Here is a 20,897-nt window from a genome sequence, read left to right on the forward strand (position 1 = left end):
TCGTCCATCTTTTCAGTACTTATTATTCAGCTTCTTGCTCATCAGCAAGAGTGTTGAACATTTCTTGTACCATTTCCCACTCTTCTTCAGATTCGATTGGAAGTAAGCTTCCGCCCTCTTCTTCATTTTGCTCATAAGCCATTGCATCATAAATTGGGTCTCCATCTTCGTCTACTTCACCGATTGGAGAGAAGACTACATATGATTTTTTACCAAATTTTTCAGCATCAAAAGTGAAAATAATTTCACATAAATGTTCGTTACCTTTTTCGTCTACAATTGTAATTTGATTTTCTTCCATTTTGGTCACCTCTTATTTACTATCTAAAAATCCTTGTAAGATTACGACTGCAGCCATCTTATCGATTACTTGTTTTCGCTTCTTACGACTTACATCAGCTGAAATGAGTAGACGTTCCGCTGCCATCGTCGACAAACGCTCGTCCCACATTACAACGTCTAATTGTAACAGCTCTCGTAGGTTTTCTGCAAATTGTTGGCACGCTTCACCACGTGGGCCAATTGTACCATTCATATTTTTAGGTAAACCTACTACTATTTTATCCACATTGTACTGCTTTACTAACTCAGAAATACGATCAAAACCAAAGTGACCTCGTTCTTCGTTAATCTTAATTGTTTCTAATCCTTGTGCTGTCCAGCCCATTTCGTCGCTAATTGCAACTCCGACTGTTTTTGTACCTACATCTAAACCTAATATCCGCATAAACTACTCCTCACGATGATGTTTCAAGTAAGACTTCACAAGCTCTTCAATAATCTCATCACGTTCAAGCTTGCGAACGATGCTACGTGCATCTTTATGGCGAGGTATGTATGCTGGGTCTCCACTTAATAAGTAACCGACGATTTGGTTAATCGGATTATAGCCTTTTTCTTGAAGTGCATCATACACAGTTAAAAGTACATCATTTACATGGACACTCTGTTTTTCATCTTGAATGCTAAACTTCATTGTTTTATCAAAACCGTCCATTTCAAGCACCTCACTTATATAGTAAGTATAGGGAGAAGAACTTCTCCTCTCCCTACCATTGTACACTACTATCTCTTTATTTTGAAACAGATTTAACGTACTCTTGTACAAATGCTAAAGCTTCTTCGACTTGAGCTGGGTTTTTACCGCCTGCTTGTGCCATATCAGGACGGCCACCACCGCCACCGCCGCAACGAGAAGCTACTTCTTTCACAAGTTTACCAGCATGGTAACCTTGGCCAATTAAGTCTTTCGTTACACCTGCTAGGATGTTTACTTTATCGTCATTAACAGACGCTAATACAACAACTGCTGACTCTAATTTATTTTTTAGATCATCCATCATCGTACGTAAGTTATTCATATCTGCAACATTTACTTTCGCTGCTAATACATTCACACCATCAACTGTCATTACAGAATCAGTTAAGTTTCCAGCTTCGATATTGCTTAATTTCGCAGCAAGAGATTCATTTTCTTTTTGCAGTTGTTTTACTTCGGCAAATAGACCATCAACTCTTGTTAAAATATCTTTCGGATTTGTTTTCATTTTTCCTGCTGCTTCTTTTAATAAACCTACTTGATCGTTCATTAATTCGTATGCAGACTTACCAGTTACTGCTTCAATACGACGAGTTCCTGCACCGATACCAGACTCAGCAACGATTTTGAAAATACCGATAGAAGCTGTATTATCAACGTGACAACCACCACAAAGCTCTAAGCTGTAATCGCCAACTTGTACAACGCGTACAACATCACCGTATTTTTCACCGAATAATGCCATTGCGCCCATTTCTTTCGCTTCTTCGATTGCTTTTTGAGAAATCTCAACATCAATACTTTCCCAAATTTTCTCGTTTACCATACGCTCAATTTTTTCTAATTCGTCAGCTTGTACTTGACCGAAGTGAGAGAAGTCAAAGCGTAAACGTTCAGAAGTTACAAGAGAACCTGCTTGGTTAACGTGTGTTCCAAGTACATCTTTTAATGCTTGGTGTAGTAAGTGAGTTGCTGTATGATTTTTCACAACGCTACTACGGTTTTTCGTATCGATAATAGCTTTCACAGCCGCATCTTTCGTTAATGTACCTTCTTCAACAACAACTTTGTGTAAGTTTTGACCATTTGGTGCTTTTTGCACGTCTTTTACAAGAACTTTCACGCCATCAGCAAGAAGGTAACCACGGTCTGCAATTTGTCCACCGCTCTCAGCATAGAATGGTGTTACATCAAGCATTAATTGTCCTTCTTCACCAGCTTGTAAGCTGTCTGTGTATTCGCCGTTTTTCACAAGTGCAACAACGTTACTTTCTGTTGCAACTGTACCGTAACCAACGAACTCACTCGCTACTTTAACTTCTCCAAGTATACCGCCTTGAACTTGCATTGAGTCAACGTCTTGACGAGCAGCACGTGCACGCTCACGTTGTTTTTCCATTTCATTTTCGAAGCCTTCTTGGTCAACTGTCATACCAGCTTCTTCTGCATATTCTTCTGTTAATTCGATTGGGAAACCGTATGTGTCATATAGACGGAACGCATCTACTCCAGAAATAACAGTTGTTTTTTCTTCTTTTGCTTTTGTAATAACTTCAGCTAAAATTGCTTCACCATCATGAAGTGTTTCATGGAAACGCTCTTCTTCGTTTTTCACAACTTTCGCAATGAAATCTTTCTTTTCAAGTACTTCTGGATAGAAGTCTTTCATTACTTCTCCAACAACCGGTACTAATTCAAACATGAATGGACGGTTAATGTTTAATTTCTTCGAATAACGAACAGCGCGGCGTAATAAACGACGTAATACATAACCACGGCCTTCGTTAGAAGGAAGAGCACCGTCACCAACAGCAAATGTTACTGTACGAATATGGTCAGCAATTACTTTAAACGCCATATCTTTTTCTAAATCGCCATTACGATATTTCTCACCAGAAATTGATTCTGTTGCACCAATCATCGGCATGAATAGATCTGTATCAAAGTTCGTAGGCACATCTTGAACGATAGATGTCATACGTTCTAGACCCATCCCTGTATCAATGTTTTTCTTAGGAAGTGGTGTATATGAACCATCTGGATTATGATTAAATTGAGAGAATACAAGGTTCCATACTTCTAAGTAACGCTCGTTTTCTCCGCCTGGATATAATTCTGGGTCACTAAAGTCATTACCGTAAGCTTCTCCGCGGTCATAGAAAATCTCTGTATTCGGTCCACTTGGTCCTTCACCGATATCCCAGAAGTTTTCTTCTAAGCGGATAATACGCTCTTTTGGAACGCCCATTTTCTCATTCCAAATTGTAAATGCTTCTTCATCTTCTGGATGGATTGTAACTGATAGTAATTCTTTATCGAATCCGATCCATTTGTCGCTCGTTAAGAATTCCCAAGCCCATGTAATTGCTTCTTCTTTGAAGTAATCACCAATTGAGAAGTTTCCTAACATTTCAAAGAATGTATGGTGACGAGCTGTTTTCCCTACGTTTTCAATATCGTTTGTACGAATTGATTTTTGAGCATTTGTAATACGTGGATTTTGTGGGATTACACGTCCATCAAAATATTTTTTTAATGTTGCTACACCACTATTAATCCATAGAAGAGATGGATCTTCATGTGGAACTAGTGATGCACTAGGTTCTACTGCATGTCCTTTTTCTTGGAAAAAGTCTAAAAACATTTGACGAATTTGTGCGCCTGTTAGTTGTTTCATTGTATTTTCCTCCTTAAATATAAAAAACTCCCGCCCCTATAAAAGGGACGAGAGTTAACTCGCGATACCACCCTAATTATGAATTGATTACAATAACAATCAATTCATCACCTCATGGTGCCGTAACGTGGCAAGACGGCAGTGATTAGCTGCTCTCAGGATTAGCTTTCTGTTACCCTTCATTTAAAGCTTCTTTCAGCCATATGGAAGCTTCTCTCTATAAATGGACTGTAACGTACTTGTTCCGTCATTGATTTAATATATTATATGACTAAATATAATAGAATTCTCTTAAGTTTGTCAATGTAGATAATCATTTATATTGTATTAATCGCTTATTAATCATAGGTATTCTACTATTCATTCTTAACAGCCTTTTCATATATTATGCAGTTCATTAATAAATCGTACTATCTTCATAAAAACATCCGCATAAAATTTTCTGAATATTGCATTTTTGTTACAATTAAATTATTAATAACACAGAAGCGATTACTATGGCAACCTTATTGAATAAAGCTAAAAACATATTAACGACTAACGAAACAATATTGTTTTACGCAGCATGTTCATTAGACATATTTATTTATCGTTCCGTCGCAAGGCCAGATGTAAGTAAGAATCCAATATTTGAAGAATACTCTTTCGGAAAAATTTCTAATCTAAAAGAAAAAAAACGTCTTTTCAGCAATCAAATTATATTTACGTATGATAATGAATGGAAAAAAATAAAACATATTCAAACAAATGATGTGAGCTCCCTTGTACAAAAGATACACGAGCAACTTTCTAAATAAACATATGATTAGCCCTCTATTTTTTTACATAGAGGGCTTCTATACTTACACATCTTCTTTTTTCAAAAGAGGCCTTACATGAACAATGACCGTGCGAATAACTGCTAAAATTGGAACCGATATTAGTAAACCTACAATCCCAGCTACCTCTCCACCAACTAGTAATGCAAGCATAATAATAACAGGATGCATACGAAGTGACTTACCAACAATGTAGGGAGATAAAATGTTACTTTCAACGAATTGTAAAATAGCAATCGTAATCCCCGCCTTAATAAGTAAACTCGTTGATACTGTTGCTGCAATCATTAACGTCGGGATCGCTCCTAAAATAGGACCAAAGTACGGGATTATATCCGTTACCCCAATAATAATGCCAAGCAATAATGGATATTTCATACCGATAAACCAAAAAGAAAGAGCTGATACTCCCCCTAATACTAAACAAACAAATAACTGTCCTCGAATATAACTTCCAAGTGACTTATCAATTTCTTTCGCAAGCATTTGCCCCGTACCTCGCCATTTACTTGGGACTAGTTTCCAAAAGATATGATAAAACTCACCATAATCTTTTAATATGTAAAATACAATGAACGGTATTAAGAAAATAATGAGCAATGAATCGAGTACACCACGAGCTGTACTCATCACTTTATTTAAAAGCGCTTGAATCTTCGTTTCCACACCCACAAAAAGTTGTTTCACCTTTTCATGAATGAACGAAGGGAAATTCGCTGTTTGTTCTGTAACGCCATCCATCCACGAATCGTACATCTTTGTAAACTGCGGAAATTGTTCATTAATCTCTTGTAACTGTTTAATAACGACTGGTGTTCCTTTATAAATCCCATAACCAATTCCGCCAAAGAAAAGAATATAAATGAGCAAAATGGCAAGTGTACGGGGCATCCCTTCCTTATGAATTTTTTCAATTAAAGGGTGCAATAAATACGCAATAAAACAGGCGATAAGAAACGGCGTAATTGCTACTTTAAATACAAAAATAATCGGTGCCCATAGTGGCTTAATTTTTAAAAAGACGAGCAAACAAAGAAAAACAAGTAACAATAATCCTAAACGATATATCCAAATGATTTTAAGATTCTTCACATGAAAAACCTCCTCCACCTTTATTTTGAAAATAAATGGGTTAGGTTATGTGTGAAACTTTTAAAATCTTTTCATACGGACCATACTGTTTTTTAAAGACGTACATATAAATAACATAACAAGGACAACCACCCCTGAGAATACAGCATGAAATAATGTAATCAGGAGGGCTAATTATGGTTTTGTTTATGCTTGGATTATCAGCACTTTTTATGATTCTTGAATGGATTTGTATCGGCTTTGGTATTTGGAAGGGGTTCTTTATTCGTTCCTCACGTAAAGAAAAAGCGAAGCAATTATGGCAGTATGGAATACTTGGCGTCGGCTGTTACGGTCTATCTTATCTTTTCTCAGAAATTGGACTTTTTTATTTGCATATGAGTGCATAAAAAAACTCCCTTGTCTATAAGGGAGTTTTTCACTTTATCAAAATGATTATAAGTAAGACTTAATCATCTTACGCGCCTTTTTTATATTTCGTTTTGAAAACATATCTTGCTTACGAGCATATTGATATGCTGCAGCTCCAACACCTAATGCGATTAATGAATTGCGTAGATTCAAAGTAAATCCCCCTTTTCGTTATCCGATCGTTCTTTCATTCTCATCAAATAAATCATCAAGAGAGCTTAATGAACCATCTTCCTCAACTTGATGCGTATGGATTTTCCCCTTTGAAACCGATAATTCGATATAACAATTCCAGCAATAAAATTGGTTGACACCTATTTTTCCAATGTCTTTCCCTTTGCAATTTGGACAAATGAACATATGGCTTTCATCTCCTTACAGTCTCCCAGATTCTATTCGCCATTATGTCCAAACCGCATTCATTTATACATTGCTGGAGCCTTTCAACGCTATGCATTTGAAAGTTTCACTATATATTTTCACCTTGTTACATGAAATCATACGGTGAAATGTTTTCCACGTCCATTTCTTCGCCATTAACTGTTACCATCTGTACTTCTCCTTGTGATTCCTGCAAACGATTAGCCAAAGTCGTTTGACGCATTGCATCATCAAGGCGATTTACACCAGATTGGAAAGCTACTTCCTCCCCGCAAATAATAAGGAACTTCTTACTTCTTGTAATGCCCGTGTAAATTAAATTACGGCGTAACATACGGTTGTAACTTTTCACAATCGGCATAATAACAATCGGAAATTCACTACCTTGTGATTTATGAATGGAACAACAATATGCATGTGTAATTTGATTTAAATCCGGCTTTGTATACGTTACCTCAATTCCATCAAATGAAACGATAATCATATCTTGTTGCTCGACGTTTTCTTTCGCATAAAACACCGAAACAATTTCTCCGATATCACCATTAAACACTTGGCTCTCCGGCTGATTAACAAGTTGCAGTACTTTATCGCCTCTTCGGTATACAACATCACCGTACTGGATTTCTTTACTCTTTTCCCTTTTCGGGTTAAAAACTTGTTGCAGCGCTTCGTTTAATACATTAATACCAGCAGGCCCGCGGTACATCGGTGCTAATACTTGAACATCCCTTGCACTAAAGCCTTTTGTTTTAGCATTTTCGCAAACTTTTTTCACAACCTCAACAATTTGAGCCCCTGTACAGCTGATAAACGAACGATCTTTTTTATTTTGCGCTAAATCTGGCGGGAGTGTGCCGTCTTTGATCGCATGGGCAAGTTGAATAACAGATGAGCCTTCTGCTTGACGATAAATTTCAGTAAGCTTCACTGTCGGAACTGCACCTGCATTTAATAAATCTTTTAATACTTGTCCAGGTCCTACAGATGGCAACTGATCTTCATCACCTACAACGATAACTTGAATATTCGTCGGTAGCGACTTAAATAGCTGATTTGCGAGCCAAATATCAACCATTGAAAATTCATCGATAATAAGGAGCTTACCTTGGACAGGATCCGTTTCATTACGCTGGAAAGATCCTTCTGGCGTCCAGCCAAGCAAACGGTGAATTGTGCAAGCTGGAAGTCCTGTCGATTCACTCATCCGCTTCGCTGCTCTTCCTGTTGGAGCTGTTAATAGTATTGGAAATGGGTTATCATCACTGTATTCATTCGGATTTAACGATAATCCGTGAAGTGACGCATACATTTCAACAATCCCTTTAATAACGGTTGTTTTTCCTGTTCCTGGTCCACCTGTTAATAACATCATCGGTTTATGAAGTGCCGTTTGAATCGCTTCTTGCTGAAACGGTGCATATTGTACATTCAACTGTTCTTCAATTTCACCTAATGTTTTTAACACTTCTGCTTCAGGAAATGAAGGTGTTTCCTCTTGATTCATCAATCGACGAATAGACTTTACAACACCTTTTTCAGAGTAGAATAAAGTTGCTAAATACACTCGTTCTTCTTCTATGATGACTTTCCCTTCACTTTGCATCGTTTCAATACAACCTATAATATCTTCTTCAGTCACTCTTCCTTCTTGATTGTTTAAAAGTGACATCGTTTCTCTTACAAGTTGATCTTTCCTCATATAAACGTGACCAAGTTGCAATGAGACATTCTCTAATGTGTAAAAACATCCCGCTCGTACACGGTCGTCGTGATTACCCGATATCCCTAACGCACGCCCTATATCATCCGCTCGTCCAAAACCAATCCCGTCCACTTCTTCAATAAGTTGATACGGATTATTACGAATCACTTCTAATGTCATCTCTTTATATTGCTGGTAAATCTTAATAGAAAGTTTCGTTCCAAAACCGTAACCATTTAAAAAGCTCATTACTTTCTCTAATCCTTGATGTTCAACAATTGTCTCATATATTTCCTGAGCCTTTTGTTTGTTAACAACACCATTTAACGCCTCAGGGTCATCCATAATTTTAGAAATAGCATGTTCCCCGAGATGATCCACAATTTTTTCCGCTGTACGCTTTCCTATCCCTTTAAATAAATCACTCGCTAAATATTGCACCATACCTGCTTTTGTTTGCGGCAATTCTTTTTTAAATGTTTCAACCATATATTGTTTTCCATACTTTGGATGGTCCTTAAAGTGACCTGTCAATGTAAACACTTCATCTTCATGCATGCGGGGAAAATGACCGTTTATCATTACTTTCTTTTCGTCATACGTTTCATTCGTTTCAATGACTTTCATACTGACAACGGAATAGAGGTTTTCTTCGTTGTGGAAAATGGTATGAAGAACTTGCGCTTTTATAAATTTTTTCTCTTCCTCAAACAAATCCATTGCATGTTGATTTCCCATCTTTCCTCTCCTTTCCGATATTTTCACTTTAATGAGCAGTACATCCCCCACCTTTTTAGATGAGGGATAACTACCCATTAAACTATATTTTTATCTTATTCAGCTTCTTGCTCTAATAAACGAACGCCATTACCAGCTAAAAAGTGATCTGACTGAATTTCAGTTGCTTTCTTAAATAAAGCGAGAGCTTTCTCGTTATTTTCTTCAAATACGTAAGTAACACCTAAATTGTAATACGCATCTGCATGCTCTTCATCCATTTCTAATACCTTTTCAAAATAAGGTTTCGCCTCTTGAATATGTTCTAGTCGCGCAAAGCAAAGTCCGCACTGGAATACAGCTTCTACATCGTTTTCATCTAATTCTGTTGCTCTTTGTAAGAATGGTAGTGCAAGACGATCATTTCCAAGCTGTACATGTGTAATACCTAACATAAATGTTACATCAGCTGATTGTAATCCAGCTTGCATTGCTTGTTCGAATACAACTTTCGCCTCAGTAAATTGCTCTTGGCCATAATATACGTTTCCTAAGCCATAATAAGCAGCTGCAGATTTATCATCTAACTCTAATGCACGTTTATAAAATAAAATCGCTCGCTCACTATCACCTAATACGTCTAATAAATTTGCAAAATTAATGTATCCAAGCGCATCTTTCGGATTTTCTTCAATTGCTTCTGTAAAATTTTTAGCTGCTTCTTCCCAATTTCCTTCTTGCATATATTGAATACCTGTTTCAAGTTTGTTTGACATGTCCTTCACCTCTACAACAAATTATAACAAAGAATGTATTTTCCAAGCGAACGAAAATTCGCTTTATGTAAAAGAAACCTCTAACCGCTAATCGGCAGAGGCTTCTCATTTATCCTAAATAATCCAATTTCTTACCACTACGGTATACTTCATCAATTGTAGCACCGCCTAAGCACTCATCTCCATCATAGAAAACGACTGCTTGTCCTGGTGTAATTGCACGAATTGGCTCATCACAAAGAATACGAACTGTATTTTCATCAACGATTTGAACCGTTACTTTATTGTCTTCTTGACGATAACGGAATTTCGCCGTGCACTTAAATTCTGTTTCTTTTTCTTTGTTACTTACCCATCCTACATTCGTAGCAATAACTTCATCACCATATAGAAGTTCGTTATGGAATCCTTGATCAACATATAAAATGTTTTCTTTTAGATTTTTTCCAACAGCAAACCATGGATCACCATTACCACCAATTCCAAGACCATGACGTTGTCCAATTGTATAATACATTAAACCGTCATGCTTCCCTTTCACTTCACCAGATAATGTTTGCATTACACCTGGTTGTGCTGGTAAGTAGTTACTTAAGAAATCTTTAAAGTTACGCTCACCAATGAAGCAAATACCTGTACTATCTTTTTTCGCCGCTGTCGCTAAGCCAGCTTCTTTCGCCATTTCACGAATTTGTGGTTTCTTCAGTTCACCTAACGGGAACATTGTTTTTGATAATTGCTCTTGGCTTAATTGATTTAAGAAGTATGTTTGATCTTTATTGTCATCAACGCCGCGAAGCATTTTATATTCGCCGTCCATATAAGCAACGCGTGCATAATGACCTGTTGCTACATAATCGGCACCAAGCGCAATTGCATGCTCTAAAAATGCTTTAAATTTAATTTCTTTATTACACATTACATCTGGGTTTGGTGTACGACCAGCTCGGTACTCATCTAAGAAGTACGTAAATACTTTATCCCAGTATTGTTTTTCAAAGTTTACTGCATAATACGGAATACCAATTTGATTACACACTTCAATTACATCATTGTAATCTTCTGTTGCTGTGCAGACACCATTCTCATCTGTATCATCCCAGTTTTTCATAAAAATTCCGATTACATCATAACCTTGCTCTTTTAATAAAAGTGCTGCTACAGATGAATCGACGCCACCGGACATTCCGATGACAACGCGTGTTTCGTGAGGTAGTTTGTTCATCATGTCACCTCCCATGCTAATTTTGTGTTAATCGCTTCACGATTTTCACTGTTTCGTACGCCGCTTTTTCAATTTGCTCTTTCGTATTTCCAAGTCCAAAACTAAAGCGTACGGATGAACGTATTTGATCGGAGTCTTTTCCAAACATCGCTACTAATACATGTGATGGATCAATCGAACCAGCTGTACAAGCAGAACCACTTGATACTGCAATGCCAGCTAGGTCTAAGTTCACAAGAAACGGTTCAATGTTCATTCCTGTAAAACTTACATTAAGTACATGCGGTAAGCGATGTTCTAAGTTTCCGTTTACCTCGAAAGTAATGCCTTCATTTTTGAAGACAGATACCATTATATCTTTAAACTCTTCATATTGGGCATTTTTTTGCTCACGAGTTTTTTCAGCTATAAGAATTGCATGCTGAAGCCCAGCAATACTAGGCACATTTTCCGTACCAGCACGGCGTTTTCTTTCTTGCTCTCCGCCTATTAATAACGGCTCAAATTTCACATTTGCACCAGCGAATAAGAACCCTACACCTTTTGGCCCATTAATTTTATGAGCTGAAATTGATAATAAATCAATACCAAACTCTTTCACATTAATTTCTACTAAACCGTAAGCTTGTACCGCATCTGTATGGAAATAAGCTTGATGCTCTTTTAGCAGCTTTCCTATTTCCACAATTGGTTGCATTGTCCCTACTTCATTATTCCCAAACATAACAGATACAAGAATCGTCTCTTCTGTTAATGCCTTTTGTATGTCAGAAACTTGAATGCGTCCTGTTTCATCGACAGGTAAATATGTCACTTCAAACCCTTCACGCTCTAACAATTCGCACGTATGCAAAATCGCATGATGTTCAATTTGCGTCGTTATTATGTGGTTACCTTTATGACGGTTCGCACGTGCTACACCTATAAGCGCTAAATTGTCAGCTTCTGTACCACCGCTCGTAAATATAATTTCATTCGGATTCGCATGAATGCTGCGTGCACACACTCGTCTCGCCTCATCTACTGTGTGACGAGTTTGACGTCCATAAAAGTGAATACTAGACGGGTTCCCGAATATTTCTGTCATATATGGAATCATCTTTTCGACCACTTCTGGGTGAGTCGGAGATGTCGCAGCATGATCTAAGTAAATGCGTTCCATTAAATCTCCTTCTTTCCAAATCGTTTCACAAGGAATTAAATGTAAAACATATAGCCCCCGTGATTTTCTTCCTCATAACGTACTAAATCTTCTAACGTTGTACTATCTAACACTTCTTGCACGGCATCACGAACACGCATCCATAACTGGCGCTGTGCTGGCTCTTCTTCTTCTATCATTTCTACAACACTAATCGGTCCCTCTAATACACGGATTACATCCCCAGCTGTAATGTTAGCCGGTTGATCAGATAATACATATCCGCCATATGCCCCGCGCGTACTCTTTACAAGACGAGCGTTACGAAGTGGTGAAATTAATTGCTCTAAGTAATGCTCGGATAAGTCATGCGCCTGCGCAATTGATTTTAATGAAATTGGACCTTCACCAAACTTTTTCGCAAGATCAATCATAATTGTTAAGCCATAGCGGCCTTTTGTTGAAATTTTCATCTATTTTGCACCTCTTTTCAAATTTTCACTTCTATTGGTTATATCTTATTTATAAAAAGAACACAATTTAAAATCCTATGAAATTATAGCATAATATAGTATTATAAGAAATTTCAACTTGTGTATCAAAATGATAACATAAAATCACATTGAAAAACTCGGAAATTATTACAATTGAAAGAAAAATGAAAATATTCACCTTCATTTTTCCCATAAAACAGCATCCTATTTCAAATTCCGTAGAAAAAAATGATACGATAGAACGAGATTATATATTAAGGGAGACGGTCTAAATGAAACAACCACTCGCACATCGAATGCGCCCTACAAATATTCAAGAAATTATTGGGCAACAGCATTTAGTTGGTGAAGGAAAGATTTTATGGCGAATGGTCCAAGCAAATCATTTTCAATCTATGATTTTATACGGTCCTCCAGGTACAGGAAAAACATCCATTGCCAGTGCAATTGCAGGAAGTACCGGTACCCCGTTTCGTCTATTAAACGCTGTTACTCACAATAAAAAAGATATGGAAGTTGTTGTACAAGAAGCAAAGATGCATCGACACCTCGTTTTAATTTTAGATGAAGTTCACCGTCTAGATAAAGCAAAGCAAGACTTTCTATTACCTCACTTAGAAAGCGGACTTCTTACTTTAATTGGTGCAACGACAAGTAATCCATTCCATGCAATAAACTCCGCTATTCGAAGCAGGTGTCAAATTTTCGAATTACACGCACTAACAGAAGATGATATTTTAATTGGGTTAAAAAGAGCTTTAGAAGATAAAGAAAAAGGCCTTGGAGAATATGCTGTAACGGTAACAGATGAAGCACTACATCATTTTGCAAATGCCTCTGGTGGTGATATGCGTTCCGCTTATAACGCACTTGAACTTGCTGTATTATCTAGCTTTACTACAGACGATCAAGCGGCTGAAATCACACTCGAGATTGCAGAAGAATGCTTACAAAAGAAGAGCTTCGTTCACGACAAAGGCGGCGATGCTCATTATGACGTATTATCAGCATTTCAAAAATCAGTACGCGGAAGTGATGTAAATGCAGCGCTCCATTATTTAGCACGTCTTATTGAAGCAGGTGATTTACAAAGTATTGGCAGACGCCTTCTTATTATGGCTTATGAAGATATTGGACTTGCTAGCCCACAAGCTGGACCGCGTACACTAGCTGCAATTGAATCAGCTGAACGAGTTGGATTCCCAGAAGCACGCATCCCACTTGCAAATGCCGTTATAGAGCTATGCTTATCACCAAAATCAAATTCAGCTTATAAAGCACTTGATGCTGCATTACACGATTTACGCAACGGTCAAACAGGTGACATTCCAAGCCATTTAAAAGATAGTCATTACAAAGGCGCAGAATCACTCGGAAGAGGCATTGGATATTTATATCCACACGACCATCCAAATGGCTGGGTAAGGCAACAATACTTACCTGATAAAATAAAAAACAAGCAATATTATAAACCGAAAACGACAGGGAAATTTGAGCAAGCACTTTCTACTGTTTATGAAAGATTACAAACTTCGAATAAAACGAAAAATAAAGGGTAACATAAACGAAAACGTCACCATTATGGAGGCTTCGCTTATGAAAACACGTCAAGATGCATGGACAAAAGAAGATGATCTCCTTTTAGCAGAAACTGTTTTGCGACATATTCGCAGCGGAAGTACACAAATAAAAGCGTTTGATGAAGTTGGCGACGCTTTAAACCGCACTTCCGCAGCTTGTGGTTTTAGATGGAATGCTGAAGTAAGACCGAATTACGAAGATGCGGTGCAGCTTGCAAAAAAACAACGTAAAGAATTAAAACGTTCTGAAGCTAATATAGAAAAAGATCGGTTCACGAAAACGAAACAACTCGTGATTGACGCCGATTTTTCAGAAGATATTACGCCAAGTAAACAAGATCTTACAATGCAAAATGTCATCTCATTTTTACAAAATTTAGAACATAACAATCCTTCACTTGCAAAGTTGCAAACTGAAAATGATGTATTACAAGCTCAGCTCACTTCTCTGCAAAAGACGAATAATGAGCTCGAAACAAAATTAACGGTACTCACAAAAAAACAACAAGCAATTGAAGAAGATTATGCAATGCTTGTTCGAATTATGGATCGTGCTCGAAAACTTGTTTCAGTCGAAGAGCAAGAAAAGCAAATTGCCCCGATTTTCAAAACTGATCAAAACGGGAATTTAGATATTATTTATTCTGCAGAGAATTAACAAACAAGGATGTCACTTTTTTAACTAAGTGACATCCTTGTTTGTTTTCGGTGAACCATATATAGATATCGGTAAATGAAATTATATTAACGGTTTTTCGAATATATCTATCACAACTTGCAATATATCAACGATTCAATAAAGGATATCGATTTAACGACAAAGATTGACAATAACATTCCTCCCTGTCATACAAGAAAACTCCTAAAACATATTAGATAATTTTTACTAAAGTGTTATTATAACCATCTCCCTTTAAAGGGAGATGGTTGCTATTTCATTAATAATCTTCAAAATAACTCTTGACCTTCTCGTCCTGACTTTAGCTCTTTTCACCATTAACAGTCTAAAAAAGACATCCGCCTATAAATCAGATAAATATGATTATTACTTACTAACCTTACTTACATTTGAACTAGTAGTGATGCAAATTTCCATATTTCTTTAATACATATAAAAAAGCATATATCCAAAATGGATATATGCTTTTCTTTTATTCTTGCCCTACACGTTTCACTTCTACATTTTTAATACGTTCACGTACAACGTGACTTGCCATAATTAAGCCTGCCACAGATGGTACGAATGCATTTGATGAAGGCGGTAATTTCGCTTTACGAATTTTTGCATTCTCGTCTGGTACGATTTCTTTACGTACTTCTTCACGAATTACGATTGGGTTTTCGTCAGAGAAGACAACTTTTACACCTTTTTTAATACCCTCTTTACGAAGCTTCGTACGAATTACTTTCGCAATTGGATCTGTATGTGTTTTAGAAATGTCCGCAATACGGAAACGAGTTGGGTCCATTTTATTTGCTGCACCCATACATGAGATAATTTTAATTTTACGACGTAAACATTGTTTAATTAAATGGATTTTGAACGTAATCGTATCAGATGCATCCACTACGAAATCTAAACCGTGTTTAAAGAACTCTTCATATGTTTCATCTGTATAAAACATTTCTAGTCCAATTACTTCACATTCCGGATTAATGTCTGCAATACGCTCTTTCATTAATTCTACTTTTGAACGTCCTACAGTAGATACTAAAGCGTGAATTTGACGGTTTACGTTTGTAATATCTACAACGTCTTTATCAACTAATACGAGACGTCCTACTCCAGAACGCGCTAACGCTTCAGCTGAAAATGAACCTACGCCGCCAATTCCTAAAATACCGACTGTACTATTTTTTAATATTTCAAGTCCTTCTTTACCGAAGGCTAATTCATTACGTGAAAATTGATGTAACATTCAGCTCTACACTCCTATTACAAAAATGGTCTACCATGTATTCTAGCGTTTTTCCGACTATTTGTATAGAAAAAGTTATAGAATTCCTAAAAATACATATTTCGATAATGAAAACATAGTGTAAACCGGGATTTTATTTCTTCTTTTAATTATCCATTAAAAAAGTCTAGATGGTTATAGTATAACCATCTAGACCCTATTCTTACTTTTCTTCTTTTAAGCTTAATTTTAAGTTTAACTCTTCAAGCTGTGCTTCTGCAACTGGGCTTGGAGCTTCTGTTAATAAGCAGCTTGCGCTTGCTGTTTTTGGGAATGCAATTGTATCACGAAGGTTCGTACGGCCTGCAAGTAACATAACAAGACGATCTAAACCTAATGCGATTCCGCCGTGTGGTGGTGTACCGTATTCGAATGCTTCTAATAAGAATCCGAATTGCTCTTGCGCTTCTTCTTGTGAGAATCCAAGTGCTTTGAACATTTTTTCTTGTACGTCACGCTCGTAAATACGAAGTGATCCACCACCAAGCTCATAACCGTTTAATACAAGGTCATATGCTTGTGCACGTGCTTTTTCTGGTGCTGTTTCTAGTAGTTCAACGTCTTCACGGAATGGCATTGTGAATGGGTGATGAGCTGCGAAATAACGATCTGCATCTTCATCGTACTCAAGAAGTGGCCAATCAGTTACCCATAGGAAGTTAAATTTACTTTCATCAATTAACTCAAGCTCTTTACCTAGACGTAAACGAAGTGCGCCTAAGCTATCTGCAACAACGCTCTTCTTATCTGCTACGAATAGTAATAAGTCGTCAGCAGTAGCTTCTAATGTACTCATTAACACGTTTGTATCTTCTTCACCGAAGAATTTCGCAATCGGTCCTTTTAAGCCGTCTTCTTCAACTTTAAGCCAAGCTAGACCTTTTGCACCGTATACTTTCACGAATTCAGTTAATGCATCGATGTCTTTACGAGAGTATTTACTTGCAGCACCTTTTGCATTAATTGCTTTTACTTGTCCGCCGCTTTCTACAGCACTTGTAAACACTTTAAAGCCACAACCTGCTGCAAACTCAGATAAGTCTGTTAGTTCCATTTCAAAGCGTGTATCTGGCTTATCAGAACCGTAACGAGCCATTGCATCAGCATATTTCATACGAGGGAATGGTGCACTAACTTCTACACCTTTTGCATCCTTCATAACTTTCGTCATCATACGCTCCATCATTTCTAAAATTTCATCTTGTGTTAAGAATGAAGCTTCAATATCGATTTGCGTGAATTCTGGTTGACGATCTGCACGTAAATCTTCGTCACGGAAACAACGTGCTACTTGATAGTAACGCTCAAATCCGCCGACCATAAGAAGCTGTTTAAATAACTGTGGTGACTGTGGTAATGCATAGAATTCACCATCATGTACACGACTTGGTACTAAATAGTCACGAGCTCCTTCTGGTGTGCTCTTCGTTAAAATTGGTGTTTCGACTTCTAAAAATTCTTCTGTATCTAAGAAGTTACGAATTGTTTTTGTTACGTCATGACGCATTTTGAATGTATTGAACATTACAGGACGACGTAAGTCTAAATAACGATATTTTAAACGCACATCTTCTGATGCATCTGTATCATCAGCAATGATAATTGGCGTTGTTTTCGCTGCATTTAGTACATTTACTTTTGTTGCTTGTACTTCAATACGACCAGTTGCCATATTGTCATTAATTGCACCTTCACCACGTTCAACAACTGTACCTTCTACGTGTAATACGTATTCGCTACGAATTGTTTCTGCTACTTCTAACGCTTCTTTTGATGTTTCTGGGTTAAATACAACTTGTACGATACCTGTACGGTCACGTAAATCGATAAAGATTAATCCACCTAAGTCACGGCGTTTTTGTACCCAACCTTTTAATTGAACTGTTTGTCCAACAGCTTCTACTGTTACTTTTCCACATGCATGTGTTCTTTCAGCCACTGTAAGTTCCCCCTATATTAATTTCTCTGCTACGTATGAAGCAAATACATCTAACGCTACTTCTTCTTGTTCACCTGTTGCCATATCTTTTAAGTTAATGATGCCTTTATCTAGCTCATCTTCCCCTAATACAGCTACAAATTTCGCTTTTAGACGATCTGCTGATTTAAATTGTGCTTTCATTTTGCGATCTAAATAATCTTTTTCAACTGACAATCCAGCTTTACGAAGATCGAACGCAACTTTTGCAGCATGGTCTTTCGCTTTTTCACCGAGCGCTACAACGTAACAATCAATGCTATGTTCAAGTGGTAATTCAATGTTTTCAGCTTTTAGCGCCATAATTAAACGTTCAATACTCATTGCAAAACCGATACCTGGCATTTCTGGTCCACCGATTTCTTGTACAAGTCCGTTATAACGGCCACCACCGCTTAATGTAGTGATCGCACCGAAACCTTCTGCCTCACTCATAATTTCAAAAACAGTGTGTTGGTAGTAATCTAAACCACGCACTAAGTTCGGATCTTTTTCAAATGGAACATCCATCATCGTTAATAGTTCTTGAACTTTGTCGTAGTATACTGCTGAATCTTCGTTTAAGTATTCTGTAATAGATGGTGCTGTTCCCATTAATTCATGGTTACGATCCTTCTTACAGTCTAAAATTCGAAGCGGGTTCTTTTCTAAGCGAGATTGACAGTCAGAACAGAATTCGCCGATACGTGGCTCAAAGTGTGCGATTAATGCTTCACGGTGTGCTTGACGGCTCGCTGCGTCACCTAAACTGTTTAATACAACTTTAATATTTTTTAAGCCCATGCCGCGGTAAAATTCAACAGCAAGTGCAATTACTTCTGCATCAATCGCAGGGTCATTACTGCCGATTGCTTCGATACCGAATTGTACGAATTGACGATAGCGACCTGCTTGTGGTCTTTCATAACGGAACATTTGACCGATATAGTATAATTTCGTTGGTTGTGTTGCATCACCAAACATTTTATTTTCAACGTAAGAACGTACAACAGGTGCAGTACCTTCTGGACGTAATGTTAAGCTGCGCTCTCCACGATCTTGGAATGAGTACATTTCTTTTTGTACGATATCTGTCGTATCACCAACACCGCGTAAAAATAGCTCAGTGTGTTCAAAAATTGGTGTACGAATTTCTTTATAATTGTAACGACGGCAAATTTCGCGTGCTTGCCCTTCGATATACTGCCATAACTCAACAGTGCCTGGAAGAATATCTTGCGTTCCGCGTGGGATTTGAATAGACATATTCAGTTCCTCCTCAAATTGTTTTAATCTTAATAAAAATAAAAAAACTCCCGCCTCTACTGTTTAAACAGTAGGGACGAGAGTATTATACCCGTGGTGCCACCCTAATTGAAGCACGTATGCTTCCACTTTTTTAATAACGCTTAAATATGCGTTCATCCCTACTAAGCATATATGCCGTTCAAGTTGAAACCTCTAGAGTGTCATTCAATCAGTCATCATGCAGAAATGTTTTCAGCCTAAGACATTCCTTCTCTTTCCATGTGTGTCTCATTTACTCTTCTCTATCAACGGTTATATTCATATGTAAATATAAAATTACTATACGTTTGTTAAGTAGGATTGTCAAGTGCTCTAAGAACGTTCAATCTGCTTCTTTAAACGCTTTACATCTTGAAGAGAAATCCCAAACTCGGAAGCAAGCTCCATTGAAGTATTGTTTTGCTCTTTTGAAATAAAATCATGAAAATTCACGTTAAACAGTTGATTTGCACCATTTGTAACAGAATGCCCTTTTTCATTCATACGCATACGTATATCCCTCACATTCAATATGGATGTTTTACTTTTTATTGTTCCATATTGATGAGAGAGTTATACATAACCGAAACTGCTATTGATTCCAAATAAACATTAGTATTCGATTTACAACAATAACAATAGCCAGTCCACTTGCGAGCATATGATGCTTCAAATGATATAACGCTGCAACACCTACTCCAAATACGATAATTTCTAATAATACATGTAATATACCTTGTACTTCCCATTCTGCATGTGGAGCTCCAAATAGCCCCCAAATGACAGCAACAACAATTGGAATAATAATAGCAAGTGTAATTTTTATAGCTGTTGTTGTTCCTACTCGATATCCCCAGTATCCAACAATCCCAAGAATACATAACTCTAACATAAAACGTAAAGCTATATTAAATTCTTGAAGCATGCTACACCTTCTTTTTCTTTTATTCCCCTTTAAATTAATCCTATGATAAAGTGAAACTTTAATCAGTGGGGGTTTTGTTCATCCGCCACTGATTATTAGTTGAACCAATCGGGCTTTTACGGGCAGTTGATCCTCACCTAACTTCTTTGATTCCGCTGAATTTTGAGGTGGAGGGTCTTACTGCCCGTTAATGCGGGATAAATGAACAAAACATACAACAATGTATTAAAAAGAGAGGATTATATAATCCTCTCTTTTTTATCAACACTATTTACTTTCTACAATTAAGGTCACCGGACCATCATTGATTAAAGAAACGTCCATCATTGCTCCGAACTTCCCTGTTTCCACATGCAATCCTTGTTTGCGAACTTCTTCATTAAAGAAATCGTATAAATGCTCTGCATAGTCAGGTTTCGCAGCATCCATAAAGTTTGGACGTCTTCCCTTGCGGCAATCTCCGTATAATGTGAATTGCGAAATAGATAGAACTTGTCCTTCTACATCAAGTACAGAATGATTCATCTTTCCGCTCTCATCTTCAAAAATACGTAAGTTTGCAATTTTTTCCGCAATGTAAGTTGCATCTTTTTCTGTATCTTCGTGCGTAATGCCAACTAGTAATGTTAAACCGAACGGAATTTGTCCTACGATCTCACCGTCTACTGTGACAGACGCTTTCTTTGATCGTTGTAAAACAACTCTCATCTTTCT

Annotated in this window: 22 protein-coding genes and 2 other annotated features; of the genes, 4 read left to right on the plus strand and 18 right to left on the minus strand. The window is 37.3% G+C overall.

The window, feature by feature from the left end; genetic code table 11:
• Nucleotides 1–22 precede the first annotated feature (22 nt).
• From ACTJJY_RS05530 to alaS, 4 genes are all read right to left on the minus strand, one after another.
• On the minus strand, nucleotides 23–301 hold the full coding sequence (locus ACTJJY_RS05530; RefSeq protein ID WP_000392245.1) for a DUF1292 domain-containing protein: 279 nt from the start codon (nucleotides 299–301) through the stop codon (nucleotides 23–25).
• A 12-nt stretch (nucleotides 302–313) separates the two neighbouring features.
• Entirely contained in the window at nucleotides 314–727 is a 414-nt protein-coding gene (gene ruvX / locus ACTJJY_RS05535; protein ID WP_001221193.1) for a Holliday junction resolvase RuvX, read from the minus strand.
• A 3-nt stretch (nucleotides 728–730) separates the two neighbouring features.
• The gene (locus ACTJJY_RS05540; RefSeq protein ID WP_000348591.1) at nucleotides 731–997 is read right to left on the minus strand and encodes an IreB family regulatory phosphoprotein; all 267 of its coding nucleotides are present in this window, start codon (nucleotides 995–997) and stop codon (nucleotides 731–733) included.
• Between the two features lie 76 nt (nucleotides 998–1,073).
• Nucleotides 1,074–3,716: an alanine--tRNA ligase gene (alaS, locus tag ACTJJY_RS05545; RefSeq protein ID WP_440605148.1), complete on the minus strand. Its 2,643-nt coding sequence runs from the start codon at nucleotides 3,714–3,716 to the stop codon at nucleotides 1,074–1,076.
• Between the two features lie 40 nt (nucleotides 3,717–3,756).
• Nucleotides 3,757–3,976: a binding site (T-box leader), on the minus strand.
• Between the two features lie 237 nt (nucleotides 3,977–4,213).
• Between alaS and ACTJJY_RS05550 the strand changes: the two genes are divergently transcribed.
• On the plus strand, nucleotides 4,214–4,513 hold the full coding sequence (locus tag ACTJJY_RS05550) for a PH domain-containing protein (RefSeq protein ID WP_440605149.1): 300 nt from the start codon (nucleotides 4,214–4,216) through the stop codon (nucleotides 4,511–4,513).
• A gap of 45 nt (nucleotides 4,514–4,558) precedes the next feature.
• Here the strand turns inward: ACTJJY_RS05550 and ACTJJY_RS05555 are convergent, their stop codons facing one another.
• The gene (locus ACTJJY_RS05555; RefSeq protein ID WP_000793128.1) at nucleotides 4,559–5,626 is read right to left on the minus strand and encodes an AI-2E family transporter; all 1,068 of its coding nucleotides are present in this window, start codon (nucleotides 5,624–5,626) and stop codon (nucleotides 4,559–4,561) included.
• A 176-nt stretch (nucleotides 5,627–5,802) separates the two neighbouring features.
• Between ACTJJY_RS05555 and ACTJJY_RS05560 the strand changes: the two genes are divergently transcribed.
• Complete coding sequence (locus ACTJJY_RS05560; protein ID WP_000242539.1) at nucleotides 5,803–6,015, plus strand: hypothetical protein; 213 nt, start codon at nucleotides 5,803–5,805, stop codon at nucleotides 6,013–6,015.
• A 46-nt stretch (nucleotides 6,016–6,061) separates the two neighbouring features.
• Here the strand turns inward: ACTJJY_RS05560 and ACTJJY_RS05565 are convergent, their stop codons facing one another.
• The 7 genes from ACTJJY_RS05565 to cymR all read right to left on the minus strand — a co-directional run bounded on the left by ACTJJY_RS05565 (nucleotide 6,062) and on the right by cymR (nucleotide 12,455).
• Nucleotides 6,062–6,190 (minus strand): YrzQ family protein, encoded by a 129-nt coding sequence (locus ACTJJY_RS05565; protein WP_213746505.1) that lies wholly within the window; start codon nucleotides 6,188–6,190, stop codon nucleotides 6,062–6,064.
• An 18-nt stretch (nucleotides 6,191–6,208) separates the two neighbouring features.
• The gene (locus ACTJJY_RS05570) at nucleotides 6,209–6,397 is read right to left on the minus strand and encodes a hypothetical protein (RefSeq protein ID WP_000469281.1); all 189 of its coding nucleotides are present in this window, start codon (nucleotides 6,395–6,397) and stop codon (nucleotides 6,209–6,211) included.
• A 127-nt stretch (nucleotides 6,398–6,524) separates the two neighbouring features.
• Nucleotides 6,525–8,861: an SF1B family DNA helicase RecD2 gene (gene recD2, locus ACTJJY_RS05575; protein WP_440605150.1), complete on the minus strand. Its 2,337-nt coding sequence runs from the start codon at nucleotides 8,859–8,861 to the stop codon at nucleotides 6,525–6,527.
• A gap of 95 nt (nucleotides 8,862–8,956) precedes the next feature.
• Complete coding sequence (locus ACTJJY_RS05580) at nucleotides 8,957–9,616, minus strand: tetratricopeptide repeat protein (protein ID WP_440605151.1); 660 nt, start codon at nucleotides 9,614–9,616, stop codon at nucleotides 8,957–8,959.
• A 109-nt stretch (nucleotides 9,617–9,725) separates the two neighbouring features.
• Nucleotides 9,726–10,841: a tRNA 2-thiouridine(34) synthase MnmA gene (mnmA, locus tag ACTJJY_RS05585; protein WP_001038010.1), complete on the minus strand. Its 1,116-nt coding sequence runs from the start codon at nucleotides 10,839–10,841 to the stop codon at nucleotides 9,726–9,728.
• Between the two features lie 16 nt (nucleotides 10,842–10,857).
• Nucleotides 10,858–12,003: a cysteine desulfurase family protein gene (locus ACTJJY_RS05590; protein ID WP_098360846.1), complete on the minus strand. Its 1,146-nt coding sequence runs from the start codon at nucleotides 12,001–12,003 to the stop codon at nucleotides 10,858–10,860.
• A gap of 35 nt (nucleotides 12,004–12,038) precedes the next feature.
• Nucleotides 12,039–12,455, minus strand: a complete 417-nt coding sequence (gene cymR, locus ACTJJY_RS05595; protein ID WP_000704116.1) for a cysteine metabolism transcriptional regulator CymR — start codon at nucleotides 12,453–12,455, stop codon at nucleotides 12,039–12,041.
• A gap of 293 nt (nucleotides 12,456–12,748) precedes the next feature.
• Here cymR and ACTJJY_RS05600 point away from each other — a divergent pair, with 293 nt between their 5' ends.
• Nucleotides 12,749–14,035 (plus strand): replication-associated recombination protein A, encoded by a 1,287-nt coding sequence (locus tag ACTJJY_RS05600; protein ID WP_000812919.1) that lies wholly within the window; start codon nucleotides 12,749–12,751, stop codon nucleotides 14,033–14,035.
• Nucleotides 14,036–14,072: 37 nt separating this feature from the next.
• A complete protein-coding gene (locus ACTJJY_RS05605) occupies nucleotides 14,073–14,714 on the plus strand; it encodes an RsfA family transcriptional regulator (protein WP_440605152.1) in 642 nt (213 codons plus the stop codon).
• Nucleotides 14,715–15,207: 493 nt separating this feature from the next.
• On the opposite strand, the gene ACTJJY_RS05610 is transcribed toward ACTJJY_RS05605, so the two are convergent.
• From ACTJJY_RS05610 to ACTJJY_RS05635, 6 genes are all read right to left on the minus strand, one after another.
• Nucleotides 15,208–15,975, minus strand: a complete 768-nt coding sequence (locus ACTJJY_RS05610) for a tRNA threonylcarbamoyladenosine dehydratase (RefSeq protein WP_000903182.1) — start codon at nucleotides 15,973–15,975, stop codon at nucleotides 15,208–15,210.
• Nucleotides 15,976–16,177: 202 nt separating this feature from the next.
• The gene (aspS, locus tag ACTJJY_RS05615; RefSeq protein WP_440605153.1) at nucleotides 16,178–17,953 is read right to left on the minus strand and encodes an aspartate--tRNA ligase; all 1,776 of its coding nucleotides are present in this window, start codon (nucleotides 17,951–17,953) and stop codon (nucleotides 16,178–16,180) included.
• Between the two features lie 12 nt (nucleotides 17,954–17,965).
• A complete protein-coding gene (hisS, locus tag ACTJJY_RS05620) occupies nucleotides 17,966–19,237 on the minus strand; it encodes a histidine--tRNA ligase (RefSeq protein WP_440605154.1) in 1,272 nt (423 codons plus the stop codon).
• A 69-nt stretch (nucleotides 19,238–19,306) separates the two neighbouring features.
• Nucleotides 19,307–19,537 (minus strand) — a binding site (T-box leader).
• Nucleotides 19,538–19,591: 54 nt separating this feature from the next.
• The gene (locus ACTJJY_RS05625; protein WP_001242605.1) at nucleotides 19,592–19,768 is read right to left on the minus strand and encodes a hypothetical protein; all 177 of its coding nucleotides are present in this window, start codon (nucleotides 19,766–19,768) and stop codon (nucleotides 19,592–19,594) included.
• A gap of 82 nt (nucleotides 19,769–19,850) precedes the next feature.
• Nucleotides 19,851–20,183, minus strand: a complete 333-nt coding sequence (locus ACTJJY_RS05630) for a YrdB family protein (protein WP_078993639.1) — start codon at nucleotides 20,181–20,183, stop codon at nucleotides 19,851–19,853.
• A gap of 267 nt (nucleotides 20,184–20,450) precedes the next feature.
• Nucleotides 20,451–20,891 (minus strand): D-tyrosyl-tRNA(Tyr) deacylase, encoded by a 441-nt coding sequence (locus tag ACTJJY_RS05635; protein WP_097859405.1) that lies wholly within the window; start codon nucleotides 20,889–20,891, stop codon nucleotides 20,451–20,453.
• Nucleotides 20,892–20,897 lie beyond the last annotated feature (6 nt).

It is taken from the genome of Bacillus sp. 22475, from assembly GCF_052044835.1.
Taxonomy (GTDB): Bacteria; Bacillota; Bacilli; order Bacillales; family Bacillaceae_G; genus Bacillus_A; species Bacillus_A cereus.